Source organism: Pseudomonas sp. R9.37, from assembly GCF_963878885.1.
Lineage (GTDB): Bacteria > Pseudomonadota > Gammaproteobacteria > Pseudomonadales > Pseudomonadaceae > Aquipseudomonas.
The window spans coordinates 58,227-82,133 of record NZ_CAWNZA010000002.1 but is presented as its reverse complement, the minus strand read 5'-3'; the positions used below and the strand labels follow the sequence as shown (position 1 = coordinate 82,133).

Genomic DNA, 23,907 nt, shown 5'->3' with positions numbered 1-23,907 from the left:
ATGTCACTAAATTTCCCGCTGTTGCTGGTCATCGCCGTTGCCGTTTGCGGCCTCCTGGCGTTGCTCGATCTGGTGTTCTTCGCCCCGCGTCGGCGGGCGGCTATCGCTTCCTATCAGGGCAGCGTCAGCCAGCCCGATGCGGTGGTGGTCGAGAAGCTGAACAAAGAGCCTCTGCTGGTTGAATACGGCAAGTCGTTCTTCCCGGTGTTGTTCATCGTGCTGGTGCTGCGTTCGTTCCTGGTGGAGCCGTTTCAAATCCCTTCGGGGTCGATGAAACCGACCCTGGACGTGGGCGACTTCATCCTGGTGAACAAGTTTTCCTACGGGATCCGCCTGCCGGTGCTCGACAAGAAAGTCATCCCTGTCGGTGACCCGCAGCGCGGCGATGTGATGGTGTTTCGCTACCCAAGCGACCCGAACGTCAACTACATCAAGCGTGTCGTCGGGCTGCCGGGCGACGTGATTCGCTACACCAGTGACAAGCGTCTGTTCATCAATGGTGAGTCGGTGGCCGAGAAACTGATCGGCGCCGAACCGAACACCTTGGGCAGCGCCGAGCTGTACCAGGAAAAACTCGGTGCGGTAGAGCACGAAATCCGTAAGGAAATGAGCCGCTACCGTGCGATGCCTGATGGCGAATGGAAAGTGCCTGCCGGGCACTACTTCATGATGGGCGACAACCGCGACAACTCAAACGACAGCCGTTACTGGGATGACCCCAATATTCCCAAGGACCTGCTGGGCATGGTTCCCGACGAGAACATTGTCGGCAAGGCCTTTGCGGTCTGGATGAGTTGGCCGGAACCCAAACTCAGCCACCTGCCGAACTTCTCGCGGGTCGGGCTGATCAAGTAATACAGGCGGCGCTGTGAACACAGCGCCGAATGCTTTTCTGGGGTTCGGACAATGCGTCGTCCGGCCTCAAGCGGCACCAACCAGGATTTGAATTTGAACACTGCGTCAATCGTCGATGGCCGCCGGTGCCACCAACTAGATATGGATAAACCGTGACCGTTTCTCTAAGTCGTCTCGAGCGTCAGCTCGGCTACACCTTCAAGGACCAGGAATTGATGGTCCTTGCCCTCACACACCGCAGTTTTGCAGGGCGTAATAACGAGCGCCTGGAATTTCTCGGTGATGCCATCCTCAACTTCGCCGCCGGAGAGGCGCTGTTCGAGCGTTTCCCGCAAGCGCGCGAAGGCCAGCTGTCACGCCTGCGTGCGCGGCTGGTGAAAGGCGAGACCCTGGCCGTGCTGGCCCGCGGTTTCGGCCTGGGCGAATACTTGCGCCTGGGTTCCGGTGAACTGAAAAGCGGTGGTTTTCGTCGCGAGTCGATCCTGGCTGATGCCCTCGAAGCGTTGATCGGTGCGATCTACCTGGATGCAGGCATGGAGACGGCCAAGGAGCGCGTGGTGGCCTGGCTGGCTTCGGAGATCGAGAGCCTGACGCTGGTCGACACCAACAAAGATCCCAAGACCCGCTTGCAGGAATTCCTGCAGTCGCGCGGTTGTGAACTGCCACGCTACGAAGTGGTGGATATCCAGGGTGAGCCGCATTGCCGCGTATTCTTCGTGGAATGTGAAATCACCTTATTGAATGAAAAAAGCCGAGGTCAGGGTGTGAGCCGTCGTATTGCCGAACAGGTAGCGGCCGCTGCAGCACTGATTGCCCTGGGCGTGGAGAATGGCCATGACTGATTCAACCGCAACACGCTGTGGCTATGTTGCCATCGTCGGCCGTCCGAACGTGGGCAAGTCCACGCTGCTGAACCACATCCTGGGCCAGAAGCTTGCGATCACTTCGCGCAAGCCGCAGACCACCCGTCACAACATGCTGGGCATCAAGACCGAAGGCAACGTGCAAGCGGTCTATGTTGATACCCCGGGCATGCACAAAGGTGGCGAGAAAGCCCTGAACCGCTACATGAACAAGACCGCTTCGGCGGCGTTGAAAGACGTCGACGTGGTGATCTTCGTGGTTGACCGCACCAAGTGGACCGACGAAGACCAGATGGTTCTTGAGCGCGTGCAGTACGTCACCGGCCCGTTGATCGTCGCGCTGAACAAGACCGACCGCATCGAAGACAAAGCCGAGCTGATGCCGCACCTGACCTGGCTGCAAGAGCAACTGCCGAACGCCCAGATCATGCCGATCTCGGCCCAGCACGGTCACAACCTTGAGGCCCTGGAGCGCGTGATCGCGGGTTACCTGCCCGAGAACGAGCACTTCTTCCCGGAAGATCAGATCACCGACCGCAGCAGCCGTTTCCTCGCCGCTGAACTGGTGCGCGAGAAAATCATGCGCCAGATGGGCGCCGAGCTGCCGTACCAGATCACCGTCGAAATCGAAGAGTTCAAGCAGCAGGGCAAAACCCTGCATATTCATGCGCTGATCCTCGTCGAGCGTGACGGCCAGAAGAAAATCATCATTGGCGACAAGGGCGAGCGCATCAAGCGCATCGGCACCGAAGCGCGCAAGGACATGGAATTACTGTTTGATTCCAAGATCATGCTCAACCTGTGGGTGAAGGTTAAGGGTGGTTGGTCCGATGACGAGCGCGCGCTGCGCTCCCTGGGCTACGGCGACCTGTAGGGTCTTGAATACACCACAGGGCTGAAAATGTGGGAGGGGGCTCGCCCCCGATAGCGGTGGGTCAGTTAACAAAAAGTGACTGACACACTGCCATCGGGGGCAAGCCCCCTCCCACATTAGGTTTGTGTAGTTTTCAAAAATGCATTGCAGCAGTGAGCATCCATGTCCCAACCCACCAGCCAACTCGCCTACGTCCTGCACAGCCGCGCCTACCGCGAGACCAGCGCGTTGGTGGACTTCCTCACGCCCCAAGGCCGCCTGCGCGCAGTCTTGCGCAGCGCGCGGGGCAAGGCGGGTACGCTGGCACGGCCGTTCGTGGCCCTGGACGTGGAGTTTCGTGGCAAGGGCGAACTGAAAAACGTCGGTCGTCTGGAAAGTGTCGGCAACTCCGCCTGGCTCAATGGTGAAGCCCTGTTCAGCGGCCTGTACCTCAACGAGCTGCTGATCCGCCTGCTGCCCGCCGAAGACCCACACCCTGGGGTCTTCGATCACTACGCCGCGACGCTCATTGCGCTGGCCGAAGGCCGCCCGCTGGAACCGCTGCTGCGCGCCTTCGAATGGCGCCTGCTCGACGACCTGGGCTACGGCTTTGAACTGAGCAACGACCTGCACGGCGACCCCATCGCCGCAGACGGCATGTACCGCCTGCAAGTCGACGCCGGCCTGGAACGTGTTTACCTGCTGCAACCCGGCCTGTTCCAGGGCACCGAGTTGCTGGCCATGAGCGAAGCCGACTGGACTGCCCCTGGCGCCTTGTCTGCGGCCAAGCGCTTGATGCGCCAGGCGCTCGCCGTGCACTTGGGCGGGCGGCCGCTGGTCAGTCGCGAGTTGTTTCGAAAGCCCTGACAACCCCGTGTATGCTGTGCGGCGTTTCTATCCCTTTTCAGGAGCGCTTCCGTGAGCACCAGCAATCGCATTCTTCTTGGCGTCAACATCGACCACGTCGCTACCCTGCGCCAGGCCCGGGGCACCCGTTACCCTGATCCGGTCAAGGCTGCGCTGGACGCCGAGGAAGCGGGCGCCGACGGCATCACCGTGCACCTGCGCGAGGACCGCCGCCACATCCAGGAGCGCGATGTGTTGCTGCTCAAGGACGTGCTGCAAACCCGCATGAACTTCGAAATGGGCGTCACCGAAGAAATGATGGCGTTCGCTGAACGCATCCGCCCGGCGCACATCTGCCTGGTGCCCGAAACGCGCCAGGAGCTCACCACCGAAGGCGGCCTCGATGTGGCCGGCCAGGAAGCGCGGATCAAGGCTGCGGTCGAGCGTCTGTCGAAGATCGGCAGCGAAGTCTCGCTGTTCATCGACGCCGACGAGCGTCAGATCGAAGCCTCGCGCCGTGTTGGCGCGCCGGCCATCGAGCTGCACACAGGCCGCTATGCCGATGCCACCACACCCACCGAAGTCGCTGACGAACTGCAGCGCATTATCGACGGCGTAACGTGCGGCCTCAATGAAGGCCTGATCGTTAACGCCGGCCATGGTTTGCACTACCACAACGTCGAAGCCGTGGCTGCGATCAAGGGCATCAACGAACTCAACATCGGCCACGCGCTGGTGGCGCACGCGCTGTTCGTCGGTTTCAAAGGCGCGGTGGCCGAGATGAAAGCGCTGATTCTGGCTGCTGCCGGCTCCAAGTGAGCGCAGTCTAAAAATCACTGAAGATCAAAATGTGGGAGGGGGCTTGCCCCCGATAGCGGTGTGTCAGTCAGCCTATCTGTGCTGACCCTCTGCAATCGGGGGCAAGCCCCCTCCCACAGTGATTTTCGGTGTGTCCAGAGTTGTGGTTACCCAGCTAAACCCTTTGAATTCAGCCATGCGGCAATGCGAAGCCTTACTGTTTAGCCGGGTCAGGTGTATCGTATCTGCCCTTTGCGGGCCTCTGGCCTGCGGCAGATACGTGAGGTTGTTGTGTCCCGATCCTTTTCCCGTCGACAAATCCTGGGTGGTCTCGCGGGCCTGGCCGTAGTGGGCGTCGGTGCCGGTGGCGGCTATCGCTACTGGCTGGGGAAAGTTGCCGAGGCTGAAGCCGGGCACGATTACGAACTGATCGCCGCGCCGCTGGACGTGGAACTGGTGCCAGGCCACAAAACCGAAGCCTGGGCATTTGGCCTCTCGGCGCCGGGCACCGAGTTGCGTGTGCGCCAGGGTGAGTGGCTGCGGGTGCGCTTTATCAACCACTTGCCGGTCGCCACCACCATTCACTGGCACGGCATCCGCTTGCCGCTGGAAATGGACGGCGTCCCTTACGTCTCGCAGTTGCCGGTGTTGCCCGGCGAATACTTCGATTACAAATTCCGCGTGCCGGACGCCGGCAGCTACTGGTATCACCCACACGTGAACAGCAGCGAAGAACTCGGCCGTGGCCTGGTGGGCCCGCTGATCATCGAAGAGCGCGAGCCCACCGGTTTCAACCACGAACGCACCTTGAGCCTGAAAAGCTGGCACGTGGACGAAGAGGGCGCCTTCGTGGCGTTCAGCGTTCCCCGTGAAGCCGCGCGTGGCGGCACCGCCGGGCGCCTGTCGACGATCAACGGCGTGCCCCAGGCGGTGATCGATTTGCCGGCTGGGCAAATCACCCGCGTGCGCCTGCTCAATCTCGACAACACGCTGACCTATCGCATCAACATTCCCGACGTCGATGCGCAGATCTACGCGCTGGACGGCAACCCCGTCGAGCCGCGCCCATTGGGCAAGGAATACTGGCTGGGCCCGGGCATGCGTATTTGTCTGGCGATCAAGGCACCGCCTGCCGGTGAAGAACTCTCCATCCGCAACGGTCCGGTGCGCCTGGGCACTTTTCGCTCCGTCGCCAATACCGATGCGCCCACCGAATGGCCGCCGGCGCTGCCCGCCAACCCGATCGCCGAGCCGGACCTGGCGAATGCCGAGAAACTCAACTTCAATTTCGAATGGGTCGGTACGGTGTCGGTCGATGACGGCAAACCGCCGAGCTTGTGGCAAATCAACGGCAAGGCCTGGGACATCACCGACAAGACCTGTGCCGACCGCCCGATTGCCAAGCTTGAGAAGGGCAAGAGCTACATTTTCGAATTGAAGAACATGACCCAGTACCAGCACCCGATTCACCTGCACGGCATGAGTTTCAAGGTGATCGCCTCGAACCGCCACAAGGTGATCCCGTACTTCACCGACACTTACTTGCTGGGCAAAAACGAACGCGCGCGCGTGGCGTTGGTGGCGGATAACCCGGGGGTGTGGATGTTCCATTGCCACGTGATCGATCACATGGAAACCGGCCTGATGGCCGCCATCGAGGTGGCGTGATGCGCCAGATTCGCCCAATGGCGATTATCGACCGCAGCCGCGATCAGCACTTCATGCGCGAAGCCCTGGCCCTCGCCGCTCAAGGCGCCGCCCTTGGCGAAGTGCCCGTGGGCGCGGTGCTGGTGCAGGACGGTGAAATCATCGGTCGGGGTTTCAATTGCCCGATCAGCGGCAATGACCCCAGCGCCCACGCCGAAATGGTCGCCATCCGCGCCGCCGCGCAGGCGATCAGCAACTATCGCCTGGTCGGCAGCACGCTGTATGTAACGCTGGAACCATGCAGCATGTGCGCGGGCCTGATCGTGCATTCGCGCATCGCGCGGGTGGTGTACGGCGCGCTGGAGCCCAAGGCTGGGATCGTGCAAAGCCAGGGGCAGTTTTTTACCCAGGGGTTTCTCAACCATCGGGTGCTGTTTGAAGGCGGGGTGTTGGCTGAGGAATGCGGGACGGTGTTGAGTGAGTTCTTCAAGGCCAGAAGAGCCAAGCCCACACTCTAACGAACACTGAAAACCAATGTGGGAGCTGGCTTGCCTGCGATAGCGGTGCGTCAGTCACTGATCAATTGACTGAAAGATAGCTATCGCAGGCAATCCAGCTCCCACATTTTGATCTCTGTTTAAGCAGGGAAATCAGTGCTCACTTCTTCGCGATAATCACCGCCCGCATCGGCGCCGGCAGCCCTTCAATCGTCTTGCTGTGATCCTCGGGATCGAGGAAATCACTCAACGACTGATACTTCATCCACTCCGTCCCGCGCTGTTCTTCAACCGTGGTCACGCTCACATCCACACAACGCACCTCACTGAAGCCCGCACGCCGTAGCCACAGCATCAACGCCGGCACCGACGGCAGGAACCACACATTACGCATCTGTGCGTAGCGGTCTTCCGGCACCAGCACTTGCTGCTGATCGCCTTCCACCACCAAGGTTTCCAGCACCAGTTCGCCGCCTTTGACCAGGCAATCTTTCAACGCCAGCAAATGCTCGATCGGCGAGCGCCGGTGATAGAACACGCCCATGGAAAACACCGTGTCGAAGCCTTCCAGGTTCGGCGGCAGGTCCTCAAACGGGAACGGCAAGTGCCAGGCCTTCGGCTCGTTCAGGTAGCGTTGAACGGCCTGGAACTGGCAGAAAAACAGCCAGTTCGGGTCCACGCCAATCACGCTGTCGGCGCCGGCGCCGAGCATGCGCCACATGTAGTAGCCGTTGCCGCAACCCACATCGAGGATGCGCTTGCCGTTCAAATTCAGGTGCGGGGCAACCCGCGACCACTTCCAGTCCGAACGCCATTCGGTGTCCACATGCACGCCAAACAGGTTGAACGGGCCTTTGCGCCACGGGCTCAGGCCCATCAGCGCAGTGCGCATCTGTGCGCGGGTGGCGTCGTCGCAATCGGTATCAAGGGTCAGGCCATTGAGCAAATCGACTTCGCTGGGCTGGATCTGCGGCAGCGCATCCAGCGCACTCTGCCAACGCTCCAGGTCGCCATGACCCTTTTCCATCTTGCTATCGAGTTGCGCTTGCAGGCCTTGGGCCCACACGGCCAACGGAGTGCCGACCAGATGGCGGGCGAGGGGGGACAGATCAATCATGGCAAGGCAATCAACGAGGCAAAGTTAAGACACTGGAACCACGGCACGACTTTCGAGAACCCGGCCGCCAACAGGCGTTCACGGTGTTCTTCGAGGCTGTCAGGCTTCATGACGTTTTCGATGGCGCTGCGCTTCTGGGCGATTTCCAGTTCGCTGTAACCGTTGGCGCGTTTGAACGCGATGTGCAGGTCGGTGAGCAATGCGTGCTCTTGCGGGTCGTTGAACCGCAGCTTTTCCGAGAGGATCAACGCGCCGCCGGGCAGCAGCGACTGGCGGATGCGCCCCAGCAATGCCAGGCGTTCATCAGGGGCGATAAATTGCAGGGTGAAATTCAGCGCCACCACCGAGGCCGGTTGGAACTGCAGCGCGAGGATATCGCCCTCGATCACCTCAACCGGCAGCAACTCCTGGAACATCGAGTCCTGGCCATTGAGGTATTCGCGGCAGCGCTCGACCATCGCTGCCGAGTTATCCACGGCGATTACCCGGCATCCGTCGGTGCGCACATGGCGGCGCAGCGCCTGGGTGACCGCGCCAAGGGAGGAGCCCAGGTCGTAGAGCACGCTGTTGGGTTGCGCAAACTGCGCGGCGAGCACGCCGAGGTTCTCGACGATGGTCGGGTAACCGGGCACCGAGCGCTTGATCATGTCCGGGAACACCCGCACCACGTCCTCGTTAAAGGCGAAGTCCGGCACCTGGGGCAGGGGCTGGGCGAATAGGCGATCGGGTTCTTTGCTCACGGTTGTTCCGGCGACGAGGGGGGAAAGGCCGGCATTTTAGCCAAATTGGCCCTCGTGTGCGCGGGTTGTCTGATGGAAAGCCGAGGCGGTGATGCCCCACTGTCCCAGCCAATACGTGCTGATCAACAAATAGGGCGCCGCCTCAAAGGCGACCACGAACCGATTGATACCAATCAGCGTGTCGGAAAACACAAACGACACCGCACCCGCCGCCGCCAGCAGGGCCGAGCGCTTGGGCACCTCACTGCCCAGGCGCGCCAACGCACGCCAGAGCATGGCGCTGATCACCAGCGCATACACCACCACCGGAATCAGCAACTCGCCCAGGCCATGGGCAATCAGAACGCTCAGCAGAATCGCGCCCACGCCCAGTGCCAATACCAGTGGCAACAACGCCAGGCGCCGGCAATCGCTGAAATAGGCTTTTAAATACGCCAGGTGCGCAAACAGGAAGGCGCCCAGGCCGAAGATAAACAGGTCGCCCGGCCACGCGAGCAACACGTCGCCCACCAGGGAAAAAATCAGCCCCAGGCTGATCCAGCGTCGATAGTCGGTGGGCGGCGCGTCATGCAGCCAGCCCAGCAACGCCAGCACCGGCAACGGTTTGACCAGCAGGCACAATAACGCCGCGTGGGTGCTCAAACCGTAGACAAAGGTGCCGGCGCCCATCAACGCAAGAATCAGCCAAGGCATATCAGTTCACCGTGATGGCGCAGTCGAAGGTTTCGGCAGGCTCGGCTTCCGGTTCCCAAGGTTGCTGGGAGGTCAGGCGCAAACGGCCCTGGCCGGCCGCGAAGGCCTGGAAACGCCAAGTGGATTGGCCGCCACCGCCGATCACACCTGACTCGGTGCTGCTGTAAACCTCAGGGCTGAGTGCACGCAGCACGCCGCCGGCGGAATCCTGGATGGCCCAGCGATAGCCGGTGGTGGGGTTGCTCGGCAAGGTGAGGATCAGGTTTTGCCCGGTTTTAAGCTGGAGCGGGCAGGCGCTCTGGTTTTCCACTGTGACGTTTTGCTTGGGGGCACTGGCGCAGGCGGCCAGCAGGGCAAGGCTCAAGGGGAGAAGCAGGCGGGCAGCGGTCATGGGGGCTCCGTTGTATGGCGACGAAGGGCGAGCATAACCGAAGATGAGACAAGGTGTGACAAGGCGGGCTTTTGTGTTGGCAGGTCTGGCCTAATCGGGGGCAAGCCCCCTCCCACAATTTGACTGCATTCCAAAGGATCTACTCGGTCAACTGTGGGGGGGGGCTTGCCCCCGATTAGGCCAGCTCAGGCGCTAGAGATCTGTCAGAAAAGCACCTTCGCCACATCCGCAAAGCGCTTGGCGAAGTGCACCGTCATGCCTTCTTTCAGGTACTCCGGCAGCTCTTCAAAACTGCCACGGTTGGGCTCCGGCAAAATCAGCTCATGGATCTTCTGGCGCCGCGCCGCAATCACCTTCTCACGTACACCGCCAATCGGCAGTACATGCCCGGTCAGCGTCAGCTCGCCGGTCATGGCCACGCCTTTTTTCGGCGGCTGATTACGCGCCAGCGACAGCAAGGCACTGGCCATGGTCACGCCCGCGCTCGGGCCATCTTTGGGCGTAGCGCCTTCCGGCACGTGCAAGTGCACGAAGGCTTCGTCGAAGAACTTCGGATCGCCGCCAAACGACTTGAGGTTGGAGCTGATGTAGCTGTAGGCAATCTCGGCGGACTCTTTCATCACCTCACCCAGTTGCCCGGTGAGCTTGAAGCCACGATTGAGTGTGTGGATGCGCGTCGCCTCGATCGGCAGGGTCGCGCCGCCCATGCTGGTCCAGGCCAGGCCAGTGATCACACCGGTACCGGACAGCACTTGCTCATTGCGAAACACCGGCATGCCCAAGGAGCTTTCCAAATCCTTGTTGCCGATCTTGATCACCGAGTCCGGCTCGTCCAGCAGCTTGACCACGGCCTTGCGCACCAGTTTGCCCAGCTGTTTTTCCAGCTGGCGCACCCCGGCTTCGCGTGCGTAGCCGTCGATCAGCGCGCGCAGGGCGCCGTCGCTGATGGACAGGCTGTTTTTCGACACACCGGCCTTTTCCAACTGTTTTGGCCACAGGTGGCGCTTGGCGATGGCGACCTTTTCTTCGGTGATATAGCCCGACAGGCGAATCACTTCCATCCGGTCCAGCAGTGGGCCCGGGATCGAATCAAGCGTGTTCGCCGTGCAGACGAACAACACCTTGGACAGGTCCAGGCGCAGGTCGAGGTAGTGATCGAGGAATTCGACGTTCTGTTCCGGGTCGAGGGTTTCCAGCAATGCCGATGCCGGGTCGCCCTGGAAGCTCTGGCCCATCTTGTCGATCTCATCGAGCATGATCACCGGGTTCATCACCTCCACATCTTTGAGCGCCTGCACCAGCTTGCCCGGCAGGGCACCGATGTAGGTACGGCGATGGCCCTTGATCTCGGCCTCGTCGCGCATGCCGCCGACGCTGAAGCGATAGAACGGCCGGCCCAGGGACTCGGCGATGGATTTACCCACGCTGGTCTTGCCCACGCCCGGCGGGCCGACCAGCAGCACGATGGAACCGGCGACTTCGCCTTTATAGGCGCCCACCGCAAGAAACTCGAGGATGCGGCTCTTGATGTCATCCAGGCCCGCATGGTGCTTGTCCAGCACCTTGCGTGCGTGTTTCAGGTCGAGCTTGTCTTCGCCGTACACGCCCCACGGCACTGAGGTGGCCCAGTCCAGGTAGTTGCGCGTGACGGCGTATTCCGGCGAACCCGTTTCCAGGATCGACAGTTTGTTCATTTCTTCGCTGATGCGTTTTTGCGCCTGGGTCGGCAGTACTTTGCCCACCAGGCGTTGTTCGAACTGCTCGACGTCCGCGCTGCGGTCGTCCTTGGTCAGGCCCAGCTCCTGCTGGATGACCTTGAGCTGTTCCTTGAGGAAGAACTCGCGCTGGTGCTCACCGATCTTGCGGTTCACCTCGGCAGAGATTTCTTTTTGCAGGCGCGCGACTTCGACCTCCTTGCGCAGCATCGGCAAGACTTTTTCCATGCGCTTGAGCATGGGCACACAGTCCAGCACTTCCTGCAGCTCGTTGCCGGTGGCCGAGGTCAACGCGGCGGCGAAGTCGGTGAGTGGCGACGGGTCGTTGGGGCTGAAGCGGTTGAGGTAGTTCTTCAACTCTTCGCTGTACAGCGGGTTGAGCGGCAGCAGTTCCTTGATCGCATTGATCAGCGCCATGCCGTAGGCCTTGACCTCGTCGGTCGGCTCGGTCGGCTGGTGCGGGTATTCGACTTCCACCAGGTACGGTGGGCGGTGGTGCTTGAGCCAGGTTTTGATGCGCACGCGGGTCAGGCCCTGGGCGACGAATTGCAATTTGCCGTTCTCGCGGCTGGCGTGGTGCACCTTCACCAGCGTGCCGTACAGCGGCAGGCTGGAGGTATCGAAATGGCGCGGATCTTCTGGCGGGGTGTCCATGAAAAACAGCGCAAGGGAGTGGTGGTCGGATTTGCTCACCAGTTCCAGGGTCTCGGCCCACGGTTCTTCATTGACGATGACCGGCAGCACTTGCGCCGGGAAGAACGGCCGATTGTGGATCGGGATGATGTAGACCTTGTCCGGCAGGTTTTGCCCAGGCAGGGCCAGGCCGGTGTTGGACGAAGCTTGGTGTTCAGCGTTTTCGGGGTCGGCGTAATCGTTCAGGTCGATGTCCGGGAATTCTTGCTGGTCGCTCATGGGGCACCTGCATAAGGAAGTATGCAGGTTAGATGGGGCGGGGCAGCGGTGGTTTCAATGGCGGGGCGCAGTTAGCAACAAATTGCATGATATTTACGAAACACCGCCTTCCCTGTGGGCGCAGGCAAGCCAGCTCCCACCTTGTGTACCGAGCGCCGTCAGCTGATTTTGTGCAGATAAGCCGGCAATGGCTGTTCCGGCAGCACCGACAACACCTTCAAGCGTTGCAGCATGCGCTGGCGTGCCCGCTGCAAATGCTCACGCAGATTCAGCGCCGCCGCGTCATATGCGCCGTGCAGCAGCAGCTCCAGAATCAAGCGGTGCTCGGCGAGCATCGCGGGATCGGCGCCGATCCCCAGTAACCGGTAGAAAATCCGGCTGATGATCATCGGGCTCTGGCCCTGGCGAATCAGCGCGGCGATCTTGCGGTTTTGCAGGCCGGCGAGGCAGCGCTGGTGCAAGTCCTCTTCGATCTGCTCAATGGCTTGCAGGCTGCACTGCGGGCTTTGCTGAGCATCCAGCACGCGCTGCAACATGGCTTCGAGCATGTCTCGGTCGAGGTTCGGCGCGCTCTGGCGCAGGGCTTCGGGTTCCAGGCAGGCCCGCAGTTCGTAGTCTTCGGTGACCTCGCGCGCGGTCAGCGGCCCCGCCAGCCATTGGGAGTAGGGTTCTTTTTCCACCAGGCCACGGTCGCGCAAGCGCATCAGTGCTTCACGCACCACGGCGCGGCTGACGCCGTAATGGTCGGCGGCGGCTTGCTCATCCAGGCGGTAATGACCGAAGGCAATGCAGGTGGACAACGCCGCGCCGATTTCCTCGACGATCCGTTCGCCGAGCGGCCGGGTGTCTACCAACTCGTCATCGCCGTTGAGGCCCAGGTGCGCATGGCTCAAGGGCAGGCGCAGCGGCTCCATGGCCAGGCCTTCGGGGTTGATCAGGTAGCCGCGGCCATTGAAGCGGCAGATCAGGCCTTCGTCGTGCAGCAGGTCCAGCGCCTTGCGCACCGGCACGCGGCTGGTGCCGAACAACTCGGCCAGCGGCGCTTCCAGCAAGACCAGCCCGTGCCGGGCGGTGCCGTTAACGATCGCATCCCGCAACAGCGTGTGAATCATCGCGTAACGGGAGGCCGAGGCGGACACTGCTTTCATCTGCTTCTCTAGGTAAAGAGTTGAAGGGCTTGTAGGAAAGTGGCTGGGGATTCTCTCATAGTTACCCCTGTCACTCTGCGCCACGGTGCTGGCACTTTTTTGGGGCCTTGGCCGTAACCCTGTTACTTTTCTGCACCAAAATGTACTTATTAATAAAAGATACATTATTCCATTCAAGGCCTGTGCCCACGCCTTTGCCACCCTTTTTGTTTCCTACAAAACCATCTAGCCCGTAGCTCAAGGCCAGAAAACTCGCTTGTGCACAAATGCCGACAGCAAAGACTGGCACGAAAGCTGCCTTTGTAAAACGTACATTTTATTAATATGTACGTTTTGTGAGGTGCAGTCTGATGTCAGACGCCACATCAATGGCCGAAGCGTTCGCCAGCGGTCGCAGCGACCCGGTGCAAGTCCTCGAGCAGGCGCTGCTGCACGCGAGCATGGCGCCCACAGTGTTTATTTCCCTGACCGCCGAGCGCGCCCGTCGCGAAGCTGAAGCCGCCGCCGCCCGTTGGCGTGCCGGGCAGCCGTTGAGCGTGTTCGACGGTGTGCCGCTGGCCTGGAAGGACCTGTTTGATGTCGCCGGCAGCATCACGACCGCCGGCGCCGCTTACCGTCGCGAGGCGCCAGCGGCGTTGCTCGATGCGCCGAGTGTGGGCCTGTTGTGCCGCGCCGGGATGGTCAGTCTCGGCAAGACCAACCTCAGCGAACTGGCTTATTCCGGCTTGGGCCTGAACCCGCATTTCGGCACGCCGTATAACCCGAACGGCAGCGATCAACCGCGTATTCCCGGTGGCTCGTCATCCGGCTCGGCCGTCGCCGTGGCCGGCGGCATTGTGCCGATCGCCATGGGCACCGACACCGCTGGCTCGATCCGCATTCCGGCCGCGCTCAACGGCGTGGTGGGCTACCGCAGCAGCAGCCGGCGCTACAGCCGCGACGGGGTATTCCCGCTGGCGCACACCCTCGACAGCCTCGGCCCGCTGACCCGCAGCGTGCGCGATGCACTGGTGATCGACGACCTGCTCAATGGCCGCGCGCAAACCCATGTTGCCCGCAGCCTCAAGGGGCAACGCTTTGTGCTGGAGCAAGGCGCGCTGGAAGACATCGAACCGGCCGTACGCAATAACCTGCTGCGCGCCGTGGACCTCATCAAGGCCGCAGGTGCGCTGATCGAGGTGCGCCCGTCTGCCACCTTCCAGGCCACGCTCAACCTGATCAAGCAGGACGGCTGGCTCGGCTCATTCGAAGCCTTCGCGCTGCACGAGGCCTTGCTCGACAGCGGTGACGCCGACCTGCTCGACCCGCGCGTACGCCGCCGCCTCGAAGCCGCGCGTTCACTGCCCGCCAGTCAGTTGCTGCACCTGATCGACGCACGCCGTCGCCTGCAGTACCAACTGGTCGACGAGCTCGACGGCGCCGTGCTGATTACCCCGACCGTTGCCCATGTCGCCCCCCCGTTGGCCCCGCTGGAAGCCGACGACGAGCTGTTCGTGAAAACCAACCTCGCCACCCTGCGCCTGACCATGCCCGGCAGTCTGCTCGACATGCCTGGCGTGAGCCTGCCCAGCGGCCGCGATGCCCTGGGCCTGCCCACCGGGCTGCTGCTCAGTGCCCCGTCGGGAGAAGACGCACGCCTGTTGCGCGTGGCGTTGTCCGTCGAATCCGTAATGACTATTTAAGGAGACACATCATGGCTAAAGACATTCTCTGTGCATTTGGCGTCGACGTTGACGCCGTCGCCGGCTGGCTCGGTTCCTACGGCGGTGAAGACTCGCCGGACGACATCTCGCGCGGCCTGTTCGCCGGTGAAGTCGGCGCGCCGCGCTTGCTCAAATTGTTCGAACGCTATGGCCTGCGCACCACCTGGTTTATTCCCGGCCACTCGATGGAAACCTTCCCCGAGCAGATGAAGGCGGTGGCCGACGCCGGTCACGAAATCGGCGTGCATGGCTACAGCCATGAAAACCCGATTGCGATGACGGCCGAGCAGGAAGAAATCGTCCTGGATAAATCCATCGAGCTGATCACTCAGGCCACCGGCAAACGCCCGACCGGCTATGTCGCGCCATGGTGGGAATTCAGCAAGGTCACCAACGAACTGCTGCTGAAAAAAGGCATCAAGTACGACCACAGCCTGATGCACAACGACTTTCACCCCTACTACGTGCGCAAGGGCGACAGCTGGACGAAGATCGACTACAGCCAGCACCCCGACACCTGGATGAAACCGCTGGTGCGCGGCGAAGAGACCGACCTGGTGGAGATCCCGGCCAACTGGTACCTCGACGACCTGCCGCCAATGATGTTCATCAAGAAAGCCCCCAACAGCCACGGCTTCGTCAACCCGCGCCACCTGGAAGAAATGTGGCGCGACCAGTTCGACTGGGTCTACCGCGAACACGAACACGCCGTGTTCACCATGACCATTCACCCCGACGTGTCCGGTCGCCCGCAGGTGCTGCTGATGCTCGAGCGCTTGATCGAACACATCCAGAGCCATGCCGGCGTGCGCTTCGTCACTTTCGACGAAATCGCCGACGACTTTATCCGCCGCCAACCGCGTTCCTGACCCTTAGCCCACACCCCCGAGGCGCGATTTATGTCCATCTACAACAAGCTTGACCTGACTGGCTGGAAACCCCGGCAACTGACGTCCCAGGAAGTGCGCTTCGCCACCTGGATCGCGTTTTTCGCCTGGGTGTTTGCGGTGTATGACTTCATCCTCTTCGGCACCTTGTTGCCGGAAATCGGCCGGCATTTCGGCTGGGGTGAGGTGGAGCAAGCTGAAATCGCGACCTGGGTGGCGGTGGGCACAGCGGTGGTTGCCTTTGCCATTGGCCCCGTTGTCGATAAGTTGGGACGGCGCAAAGGCATTATTTTCACCGTGGCCGGTTCCGCGCTGTGCTCGGCACTCACCGCGATCGGCGGAGCGTGGGGCAAGTCGCCGCTGATTCTGATCCGCTCGTTGGGCGGCCTGGGCTATGCCGAGGAAACCGTCAACGCCACGTATTTGAGCGAGCTGTATGGCGCCTCTGAAGACCCGCGCCTGACCAAACGGCGCGGGTTTATCTACAGCCTGGTGCAGGGCGGCTGGCCGGTCGGTGCGTTGATCGCCGCCGGGTTGACCGCGCTGCTGTTGCCGATCATCGGCTGGCAGGGTTGCTTCATCTTTGCCGCCATCCCGGCCATCGTGATTGCGATCATGGCGCGCAAGCTCAAGGAGAGCCCGCAGTTCCAGGTTCACCAGCGCATCAGCGAACTGCGTAAAAGTGGCGCAGTGAAAGAGGCGCAGAACGTCGCCGTGACCTACGGCGTGGACTATGACGAACACAGCAAGGCCGGCCTCAAAGCCGCCTTCCGTGGCCCGGCCCGCCGCGCCACGCTGGTGATCGGCGCCGCGCTGTTGCTCAACTGGGCGGCCATCCAGGTGTTCAGCGTGCTGGGGACTTCGGTGATCGTCAGCGTGCACCATATTTCGTTCGAGAACTCGCTGATCATCCTCGTGCTGTCGAACCTGGTGGGGTACTGCGGTTACCTGAGTCATGGCTGGATGGGCGACAAAATCGGCCGTCGCAATGTCATCGGTCTGGGCTGGATGCTCGGCGGCCTGGCGTTCGCCGGGATGCTGTTTGGGCCAAGCAATATGGCGATGGTGGTGGGGCTCTACAGCCTGGGCCTGTTCTTCCTGATCGGGCCGTACTCGGCGGCGCTGTTTTTTATCAGCGAGAGTTTCCCCACCAGCATCCGCGCCACCGGTGGCGCGATCATTCATGCCATGGGCCCGATAGGGGCGGTGGTGGCCGGTTTCGGCGCCACGCAGGTGTTGTCCGCCGGCAGCGACTGGCAGACCGCCGCGCTGTGGTTCGGCGCGCTGCCGTGCTTTTTGTCCGGTGCGCTGATGTTTGCCGCGCGCCATGTGCGCCCGGAAACCGTTCAATGAGGAGTGTGAGATGAGCCGTAAAGTTGCCCTGATTACCGGTGCCGCCAGCGGCATCGGACAAGCCCTGGCCGTGGCCTATGCGCGCAATGGCGTGGCGGTGGTGGGCGGGTATTACCCGGCCGACCCGCACGACCCGCACTCCACCGTAGCGCGGGTGGAAGAAGCCGGTGGTGAGTGCCTGATGCTACCGCTGGACGTGGGCGACACCGCCTCGGTAGACGCACTGGCCGCGCAAGCCGTGCAGCATTTCGGCCGCCTGGATTACGCGGTGGCCAATGCCGGTTTGCTGCGTCGCGCACCGTTGTTGGAGATGACCGATGCGTTGTGGAACGAGATGCTCAACGTCGACCTGACGGGGGTGATGCGCACCTTTCGCGCGGCCACCCGGCATATGGGCGAGGGCGGCGCGCTGGTAGCGATTTCGTCGATTGCCGGCGGCGTGTATGGCTGGCAGGAGCACAGCCATTACGCGGCGGCCAAGGCCGGCGTGCCGGGGTTGTGCCGGTCGCTGGCGGTGGAGTTGGCGCCATTGGGCATCCGTTGCAATGCGGTGATTCCGGGGTTGATCGAGACGCCGCAGTCGTTGGATGCGAAGAATTCGCTGGGGCCTGAAGGGTTGGCGAAGGCGGCGCGCGCGATTCCATTGGGCCGCGTAGGGCGGGCGGATGAGGTGGCCTCGCTGGTGCAGTTTTTGACCAGTGAGGCATCGAGTTATCTGACCGGGCAGAGCATCGTCATCGACGGTGGCTTGACCGTGCGCTGGCCTGACTGACCGCACGCGGTGCAAAAAAATGTGGGAGCTGGCTTGCCTGCGATAGCGGAGTTTCAGCCCCACATGTACTGACTGATCCACCGCTTTCGCAGGCAAGCCAGCTCCCACAGGGACCGTGTTTGTTTTAGGAGATTTTGTATGCCGCAACTCACTAATCGACGCGCCGTCATCACCGGCGCCGGCAGCGGCATCGGTGCCGCCATCGCTCGTGCCTACGCCGCCGAAGGCGCGCGGCTGTTGCTGGCCGACCGCAACGCCGCCGGCCTTGCGGAAACCGCCATCACTTGCCGCAATCTCGGCGCCGAGGTGTTCGAGTGCCTGGCCGACGTCGGCACTGTCGAAGGCGCCCAGGCCAGTGTCGACCGCTGTGTCGAGCACTTCGGCGGTATCGATATTTTAGTCAACAATGCCGGCATGCTCACCCAGGCCCGTTGCGTCGACCTCTCCATCGAGATGTGGAACGACATGCTGCGCGTTGACCTCACCAGCGTGTTCATCGCCAGCCAGCGCGCCTTGCCGCACATGCTGGCGCAACGTTGGGGGCGGATCATCAATGTCGCCTCGCAGTTGGGCATCAAGGGCGGCGCTGAACTGACCCATTACGCTGCGGCCAAGGCTGGCGTGATCGGTTTCACCAAATCGCTGGCGCTGGAAGTGGCCAAGGACAATGTGCTGGTCAACGCCATTGCGCCCGGCCCTATTGAAACGCCATTGGTGGGTGGGATCAGCGACACCTGGAAGCAGGCCAAGGCGGCCGAGTTGCCCCTGGGCCGTTTCGGCCTGGCCGACGAGGTGGCGCCCACCGCCGTGCTGCTGGCCAGTGAGCCGGGCGGCAACCTGTTCGTGGGCCAGACGCTGGGCCCGAACTCCGGCGATGTCATGCCATGAGCGAGGTGTAACCATGTGCGGACTCTGCGGATTACTCGGCGAAGACCTGCACTGGAGCGATCCTTTGGGCGATGAACTGCCAAGACGCCGTGAACGCCTGCGCCGGATTGCGGCGATCAACCAGGTGCTGGCGGTGTTCCGGCTCAAGGTCGAAGACTTCCAGGGCGCGTCTTACCTGTTGTTGGGCGCCACCGGCAAGCAGGCATTGGCCAGTGGCCTGGATCAACTCTGGCAAGCGGCTGAAGGCATGCTCGGCCGCCCGCTGGATCCGCTGGATCCCCGCTTGCTTGATCACCTGGAGTCATCATGAGCATTGCCCTCAACGTCATCACCGGTTTCCTCGGCAGCGGCAAGACCACCTTGCTCCAGCGCCTGTTGCAGGGCGAAAGCCTGGGTGACACCGCGTTGCTGATCAACGAATTTGGCGATGTCGGGATTGATCATCTGCTGGTGGAAGAAATTGCGCCGGACACCGTGCTGCTGCCCAGCGGCTGCGTGTGCTGTTCGATTCGCGGCGAGCTCAAAGATGCATTGCTCGGCCTGTTGCAACGGCGCGAGCGCGGTGAAATTCCGGCGTTCAAGCGGGTGATCCTGGAGACCACCGGCCTGGCCGATCCGGCGCCGATCCTGGCCACGCTGAACAACGATGTGCAACTGCGCGGGCGTTTTCACATCGGCCTGGTGATCACGCTGGTCGATGCCAGTCACGCCACGTTGCAAGAGCGCCTGCACCCGGAATGGCTGGCCCAGGTTGCGGCGGCCGACCGTTTGCTGCTGAGCAAGACCGACTTGGCCGGCGATTGTGAAGCACTGCGCGCGCACTTGCGGGCACTCAATGCGGGGACGCCGATTCTTGACACCCATGAGGTTCACAGCGGCGATCAGTTGCTGCTTGGCGAAGGCTTGCGCAGCGCCGAACCGGCCGTTGAAGTCAGCCGCTGGCAGCTGCATCAAACCACCACGGCCCGCCACGGCGCGGCGCAAGTATGCTGCCTGACCTTTGAGCAACCGCTGGACTGGGTCGGTTTCGGGGTCTGGTTGTCGATGCTGTTAAGATGCCACGGCGAACGAATCCTCCGCGTCAAAGGACTGCTCAACGTGAACGCAAGCTCGGCTCCCATCGTTATTCATGGCGTGCAGCATTGCCTGCACGCCCCGGTGCACTTGCCCGCGTGGCCCGGCACCGACCGCCAGTCGCGGCTGGTGTTTATCCTGCGCGGCCTCGACCCGGCGCTGTTGCGGCGCTCGTTCGAGGTGTTCTCACGGCGCTTCGCAGCATGATCACATTACGTGTGCTCGGTACGTCCGTGACCCTGCTGGAATGCTTGCGCGTTCGCGCCGAAAAAGAGCTGGGTATTCGCCTGGTCTATCAGGTGCACGACGTGGCGCAGGCCCAGCGCATCGCCGTGATGCAGCCCGACAGCTACGACCTCTACGACCAATGGTTTCACAACGTTGATTTCGTCTGGCCGGCGCGGGCGATCCAGCCTATCGACACGCGGCGCATCGCCTTGTGGCACGAGATCAATGACTTGCCCAAGCGGGGTCGCTTGTCGGCCAATGACCGGTTGGGCAGCGGCAGCGTACCCAGCGAGCGCCTGTTCGTGCAGCACGACGGCAGCCTCGGCAGCAGCGTCACCGAGCGCATCAGCATGCTGCCGTTGACCCATAACGCCGACAGTTTTGCCTACCGCCCGGAGCGTTTGCCCGAAGGCTTCAGCCACGGCAATGAAAGCTGGGGCTGGCTGCTCGACCCGGCCTGGAGCGCGCGCACTGCGCTGCAAAGCGATGCCGCGATTGGCGCGCTGGATGCCGCATTGGCGGTGCAGGGGGCAGGGCTGGCGCAGTTCAGGGACATCGGCAATATGAGCATCGAAGAGATCGATGTACTGGCTGACATTCTGGTGCGCAAGCAGAAGGAGGGGCACTTTGCGGCGTTCTGGTCGGATGATGAAGAGGCCGCGCAGTTGATGCTGAGCCCCAGCATTGATATCCAGAGTCTGTGGTCGCCGACCCTGATGCGCTTGCACCGGGCAGGCGTGAAGTATCGGCTGGCGGTGCCCCGTGAAGGGTACCGCGGATGGTTTGGTGGGTTGTCGTTGTCGCGCCATGCTCAGGGGCCGGTGCTGGATGCGGCTTATGCTTATCTCAATTGGTGGTTATCCGGCTGGCCAGGGGCGGTGATGGCGCGTCAGGGCTATTACATCGGTAACCCGGCGCGCACGCGCGATCATTTGAGCAGCGCCGAGTGGGATTACTGGTATGCCGGCAAGCCCGCCCGTGAGGAACTGCTCGGCAGTGATGGCTTGCCGTTGATCGACGTCGGCGAGGTGCGCGATGGTGGCTCCTATGAGCAGCGCATGGGCCACATTGCGGTGTGGAACTCGGTGATGGATGAGCACAATTATCTGGTGCGGCGGTGGGGGGACTTCATGCGCGCACGGGTGTGATCAGTACTCCCCCTTCATTCCCTCAGGGGCAATGCCCCAGCAGCCCGCCAAGCCAAGCGTTTGCCGCCAATAAACTGACAGGCACATCCCCGTCCTTGTTGGGTGTACATATCCCAGCCCCCAGCTAATCTGCTTGAACCAACCATTCATTAAAAACGGATGTTTTTTTGACGCCAGGTCAGCAGCCGCCAGGAATGCGTATGACAAAGGGACGGATCGGCACAGAGAGGCGCGTGCTGCCAGAGGCCACGGCAATGAAGTGGCGCCACACATTTCAGACCCGCATTGCCGGGGTGTTGGCGCTATTGCTGCTGGTGGTCGTGGCCGCGACCTACTTCGCCGTCAAGGCCGCCACCACCCGCGCCGTGGAGAACCAGGCCCAGGTTCAGCTCAGCACCGGCAGCCAAGTGTTCGAACGTTTGCTCGACCTGCGCGGGCGTCGTCTGCAATACGGGCTGGATTGGCTCACCGCCGACGGCCCCTTCAAACTGGCGGTCGCCGAGGGCAACCCCGAAACGGTGATAGCCGCGCTGCAACGGCATGGCACCGGCCTGCGTTCCAGCGAAGTGTTTGTGCTGGGCCTGGATGGCAAGGTGATGGTCAGTACCTTGCCGGTGCTGACACACGGCCAGCTATTCCCATACGACGAGGCCTTGCGTCATGCGCGACGCAGCGGCTTGCAGATGCTTATCGTCGCGATGGACGGCCAGCCCTATCTGCTTGTGCAGGATGTCGTCCTCGACCCGCAGCCCATCGCCCGCGTGGTGATGGGCTTTCCCATGGACAAGCTGTTCGCCAACGAACTGCGTTCCATGAGCAACCTTGAAGTGTCGTTCCTCAGCGTGCAGAACGGCCAGGTCGGCGAGTTGTTCAGCACCCAGCCAGAGGCCTATCGGGCCACCATCATCGATACGCTGCACCAGGCGCACCTCAACCCTGATGCGCAGATCAACCTGTTCTATGGGCAACGCGTGCTCAGCCAGGTGCTGCCGCTGGCCAACACCGGCGAGGGCGATGAGGTGCGCGTGTTGCTGCAAAGCCCGCTGGACCATGCGCTTGAGTCTTTTGCGCCGCTGGACCGGCAGTTCCTCGGGATCGCCCTGGCGGTGTTGTTGGTGTCGCTGGCCGCCGCGTTGTTGCTGGCGCGCCGCGTGTCACGCCCGCTCAATGCCCTGGTGGAAGCGGCCGAGCGGATTGGGGCCGGTGATTATCGAACACCGGTGCGGGTGCGCAGTCACGATGAATTCGGCTTGCTGGCCCAGGCCTTCAATGCAATGCAAAGCGGCATCGCCGTGCGCGAGCGGCAGCTGGCCCATAACGCCCTGCATGATCCGCTCACCGGCCTGCCCAATCGCGCGTTGGCCATGGAGCGCCTGGGCAGTGCGATCAGTGCACAGCGCCCGGTGGTGTTGCTGTACCTGGGGATTGAAAATTACCGGGTGATCAACGAAGGCTTCGGGCCGCAGGGCGTGGAAGAAATGTTGCGTGAGGCCAGCCGGTGCCTGTCCATGTGCCTGTTGGCCAGTGACACCGCCGCGCGGATCGCCGGCAGCGAGTTTTTGCTGTTGCTGGAAAACACCGAGATCGACCGCGCGGTCGCCCGTGCCGACCGCCTGTATGCGCTGCTCACCGAGCCCCAGCGCATCGGCAACGACGAAGTGCGGCATGAAGTCAGCATCGGCATTGCCGCCTACCCGGCCGACGGCCAGCAGGTTGAAGAATTGATCAGCCGCGCCGCCATCGCCCGGCATGATGCGGCGAGCCTGCCCGGGCATCTGCAGATCTACCAGCAAGACCGCGACCTGGCGCACCAGCGCCAGATCACGCTGATCCGCGACCTGCGCCGCGCGGTCGTCGAAGGCGAATTGTTCCTGTGCTACCAGCCCAAACTCGACCTCATTCATGGCCACGTACGCCAGGCGGAAGCTTTGCTGCGCTGGCAGCATCCGACGCTGGGCCAGGTGTCGCCCGCCGAGTTCATTCCCTTGGCCGAACGCACCGGCAGCATGCGCAGCATGACGCTGTGGGTGATCGAGGAGGCGATCCGGCAGATCGCCGAGTGGGCAGGGCGCGGTTTGCACATTCAACTGTCGGTCAACATTTCGGTGGACGACCTGGCCGATGACGACCTGGCCATTCGCGTCACCGCTTTGCTGATGCAATACGGCGTCGCGGCGCAACAACTGACCTTCGAGATCACCGAGAGCGCGATCATGCACAACCCGCAACAGGCGCTCAGCGTGCTGGAGCAATTGCGCAGCTGTGGCATCAGCCTGTCGGTGGACGACTTCGGCACCGGCTATTCATCCCTGGCGCAGTTGCAGCGTTTGCCGGTGCAGGAATTGAAGATCGACCAGTCGTTCATCCGCAACCTCGACAGCGCCAGCGGAGACGGCGTGATTGTGCGTTCGACCATCGAAATGAGCCACAACCTGGGGCTCAAGGTGGTGGCCGAAGGTGTGGAGTTCGAGCCCAGCCTGAAGCTGCTCAGGCAGTGGAAGTGCGACACGGCGCAGGGTCACCTGATCAGCAAGCCGTTGAATGCCATGGCGTTTGAGATGTGGATGCGGCGAGAGCGGGTTGCCCTGTAAACCCACTCGCCTGAACACCCCTGAACCCTGTGGGAGCGGGCTTGCCCGCGATGGCGGTGTGGCAGTCAAAAAATCTGTTTCTGTTGCACCGCCATCGCAGGCAAGCCAGCTCCCACATGAGTGAACATGGGCACAAAAAAAGGCGGCTACCCATCAGGTAGCCGCCTTTGTTTTACCGCCGGTTAACA

General features: G+C 62.1%; 22 protein-coding genes. 16 read left to right on the top strand and 6 right to left on the bottom strand.

Annotated elements, in window-relative coordinates; translation table 11 throughout:
• From lepB to tadA, 7 genes are all read left to right on the top strand, one after another.
• Nucleotides 1–855 carry a signal peptidase I gene (gene lepB, locus AACU78_RS01450; RefSeq protein WP_106579465.1) on the top strand — a complete coding sequence of 285 codons (855 nt, stop codon included), beginning with the start codon at nucleotides 1–3 and terminating at the stop codon, nucleotides 853–855.
• Between the two features lie 152 nt (nucleotides 856–1,007).
• On the top strand, nucleotides 1,008–1,697 hold the full coding sequence (gene rnc / locus AACU78_RS01445; RefSeq protein ID WP_094951369.1) for a ribonuclease III: 690 nt from the start codon (nucleotides 1,008–1,010) through the stop codon (nucleotides 1,695–1,697).
• Entirely contained in the window at nucleotides 1,690–2,592 is a 903-nt protein-coding gene (era, locus tag AACU78_RS01440) for a GTPase Era (RefSeq protein WP_005785147.1), read from the top strand. The genes rnc and era overlap by 8 nt, the downstream gene beginning before the upstream one ends.
• Nucleotides 2,593–2,754: 162 nt before the next feature.
• On the top strand, nucleotides 2,755–3,438 hold the full coding sequence (recO, locus tag AACU78_RS01435) for a DNA repair protein RecO (RefSeq protein WP_106579464.1): 684 nt from the start codon (nucleotides 2,755–2,757) through the stop codon (nucleotides 3,436–3,438).
• Between the two features lie 51 nt (nucleotides 3,439–3,489).
• On the top strand, nucleotides 3,490–4,236 hold the full coding sequence (gene pdxJ / locus AACU78_RS01430; RefSeq protein ID WP_106579463.1) for a pyridoxine 5'-phosphate synthase: 747 nt from the start codon (nucleotides 3,490–3,492) through the stop codon (nucleotides 4,234–4,236).
• Between the two features lie 270 nt (nucleotides 4,237–4,506).
• Nucleotides 4,507–5,883 carry a multicopper oxidase family protein gene (locus tag AACU78_RS01425; protein ID WP_106579462.1) on the top strand — a complete coding sequence of 459 codons (1,377 nt, stop codon included), beginning with the start codon at nucleotides 4,507–4,509 and terminating at the stop codon, nucleotides 5,881–5,883.
• Nucleotides 5,883–6,380, top strand: coding sequence for a tRNA adenosine(34) deaminase TadA (tadA, locus tag AACU78_RS01420; protein ID WP_106579461.1), 498 nt, complete (start codon nucleotides 5,883–5,885; stop codon nucleotides 6,378–6,380). Before AACU78_RS01425 ends, tadA begins: the two co-directional genes overlap by 1 nt.
• 139 nt (nucleotides 6,381–6,519) lie before the next feature.
• Here tadA and cmoB read toward each other — a convergent pair whose 3' ends face one another.
• From cmoB to AACU78_RS01390, 6 genes are all read right to left on the bottom strand, one after another.
• Nucleotides 6,520–7,476 (bottom strand): tRNA 5-methoxyuridine(34)/uridine 5-oxyacetic acid(34) synthase CmoB, encoded by a 957-nt coding sequence (gene cmoB, locus AACU78_RS01415; protein ID WP_106579460.1) that lies wholly within the window; start codon nucleotides 7,474–7,476, stop codon nucleotides 6,520–6,522.
• On the bottom strand, nucleotides 7,473–8,216 hold the full coding sequence (gene cmoA, locus AACU78_RS01410; RefSeq protein WP_106579459.1) for a carboxy-S-adenosyl-L-methionine synthase CmoA: 744 nt from the start codon (nucleotides 8,214–8,216) through the stop codon (nucleotides 7,473–7,475). Before cmoA ends, cmoB begins: the two co-directional genes overlap by 4 nt.
• A gap of 36 nt (nucleotides 8,217–8,252) precedes the next feature.
• Nucleotides 8,253–8,909 carry a lysoplasmalogenase gene (locus AACU78_RS01405; protein ID WP_106579458.1) on the bottom strand — a complete coding sequence of 219 codons (657 nt, stop codon included), beginning with the start codon at nucleotides 8,907–8,909 and terminating at the stop codon, nucleotides 8,253–8,255.
• Between the two features lies 1 nt (nucleotide 8,910).
• Nucleotides 8,911–9,300 (bottom strand): protease inhibitor I42 family protein, encoded by a 390-nt coding sequence (locus AACU78_RS01400; protein ID WP_106579457.1) that lies wholly within the window; start codon nucleotides 9,298–9,300, stop codon nucleotides 8,911–8,913.
• Between the two features lie 203 nt (nucleotides 9,301–9,503).
• Nucleotides 9,504–11,927: an endopeptidase La gene (lon, locus tag AACU78_RS01395; protein WP_106579456.1), complete on the bottom strand. Its 2,424-nt coding sequence runs from the start codon at nucleotides 11,925–11,927 to the stop codon at nucleotides 9,504–9,506.
• Nucleotides 11,928–12,085: 158 nt separating this feature from the next.
• Nucleotides 12,086–13,075, bottom strand: coding sequence for a GntR family transcriptional regulator (locus tag AACU78_RS01390; RefSeq protein WP_106579455.1), 990 nt, complete (start codon nucleotides 13,073–13,075; stop codon nucleotides 12,086–12,088).
• A gap of 350 nt (nucleotides 13,076–13,425) precedes the next feature.
• On the opposite strand from AACU78_RS01390, the gene AACU78_RS01385 reads away from it, so the two are divergent.
• From AACU78_RS01385 to AACU78_RS01345, 9 genes are all read left to right on the top strand, one after another.
• Complete coding sequence (locus AACU78_RS01385; protein ID WP_106579454.1) at nucleotides 13,426–14,757, top strand: amidase; 1,332 nt, start codon at nucleotides 13,426–13,428, stop codon at nucleotides 14,755–14,757.
• Nucleotides 14,758–14,768: 11 nt separating this feature from the next.
• On the top strand, nucleotides 14,769–15,647 hold the full coding sequence (locus AACU78_RS01380) for a polysaccharide deacetylase family protein (protein ID WP_106579453.1): 879 nt from the start codon (nucleotides 14,769–14,771) through the stop codon (nucleotides 15,645–15,647).
• 30 nt (nucleotides 15,648–15,677) lie between these two features.
• Complete coding sequence (locus AACU78_RS01375) at nucleotides 15,678–17,018, top strand: MFS transporter (RefSeq protein WP_106579452.1); 1,341 nt, start codon at nucleotides 15,678–15,680, stop codon at nucleotides 17,016–17,018.
• A gap of 10 nt (nucleotides 17,019–17,028) precedes the next feature.
• Nucleotides 17,029–17,790, top strand: a complete 762-nt coding sequence (locus AACU78_RS01370; RefSeq protein ID WP_106579451.1) for an SDR family NAD(P)-dependent oxidoreductase — start codon at nucleotides 17,029–17,031, stop codon at nucleotides 17,788–17,790.
• A gap of 138 nt (nucleotides 17,791–17,928) precedes the next feature.
• The gene (locus tag AACU78_RS01365) at nucleotides 17,929–18,678 is read left to right on the top strand and encodes an SDR family NAD(P)-dependent oxidoreductase (RefSeq protein ID WP_106579450.1); all 750 of its coding nucleotides are present in this window, start codon (nucleotides 17,929–17,931) and stop codon (nucleotides 18,676–18,678) included.
• A 13-nt stretch (nucleotides 18,679–18,691) separates the two neighbouring features.
• Nucleotides 18,692–18,988 carry a hypothetical protein gene (locus AACU78_RS01360; RefSeq protein ID WP_106579449.1) on the top strand — a complete coding sequence of 99 codons (297 nt, stop codon included), beginning with the start codon at nucleotides 18,692–18,694 and terminating at the stop codon, nucleotides 18,986–18,988.
• A complete protein-coding gene (locus AACU78_RS01355; protein ID WP_106579448.1) occupies nucleotides 18,985–19,959 on the top strand; it encodes a CobW family GTP-binding protein in 975 nt (324 codons plus the stop codon). Before AACU78_RS01360 ends, AACU78_RS01355 begins: the two co-directional genes overlap by 4 nt.
• The gene (locus tag AACU78_RS01350; protein WP_106579447.1) at nucleotides 19,956–21,128 is read left to right on the top strand and encodes an ABC transporter substrate-binding protein; all 1,173 of its coding nucleotides are present in this window, start codon (nucleotides 19,956–19,958) and stop codon (nucleotides 21,126–21,128) included. The genes AACU78_RS01355 and AACU78_RS01350 overlap by 4 nt, the downstream gene beginning before the upstream one ends.
• 254 nt (nucleotides 21,129–21,382) lie before the next feature.
• Nucleotides 21,383–23,719 (top strand): putative bifunctional diguanylate cyclase/phosphodiesterase, encoded by a 2,337-nt coding sequence (locus tag AACU78_RS01345; RefSeq protein ID WP_106579446.1) that lies wholly within the window; start codon nucleotides 21,383–21,385, stop codon nucleotides 23,717–23,719.
• The last annotated feature ends 188 nt before the right edge of the window (nucleotides 23,720–23,907 follow it).